Below are 416 nucleotides of genomic sequence, written 5' to 3' on the forward strand. Positions count from 1 at the left end.
CGTCCCCGGTCTTGAACCAGCGCCCGCCGTGCGCATCGGTGGCGAATTCCTCCTGCGTCTTCTCGGGCATGCGCCAGTAGCCCGCGAACACGTTCGGGCCCTGCACCTGGATGTTGCCGATCTCGCCCGTGGGCAGCGGCTGGCCGGCGTCGTCCACCACGCGCAGGCCCACGCCCGGCAGCGGGAAGCCCACCGTGCCGCCGCGGCGCTCGTCCTGCCCGCCGTGGCGCGCATCGGCCGCATACGGGTTGCTGGTGAGCATGATGGTCTCGCTCATGCCGTAGCGCTCCAGGATGGTGTGGCCGGTGCGTTCCTGCCATTCCTTGAAGGTCTCGATCAACAGGGGCGCCGAGCCGGCGATGAAGAGGCGCATGTTCCGCGCGGCATCGCGCGTCAGGCCGGGCTCGGCCAGCAGG

General features: G+C 70.9%; 1 protein-coding gene. It reads right to left on the bottom strand.

The genetic code is table 11. From position 1 onward, the window contains the following. Nucleotides 1-416, bottom strand: a 416-nt coding sequence (locus tag AC066S_RS39675; protein WP_478272044.1) for an AMP-binding protein, incomplete at both ends; no start/stop codon positions are given.

This window comes from Bradyrhizobium sp. CFUWI, from assembly GCF_056429085.1.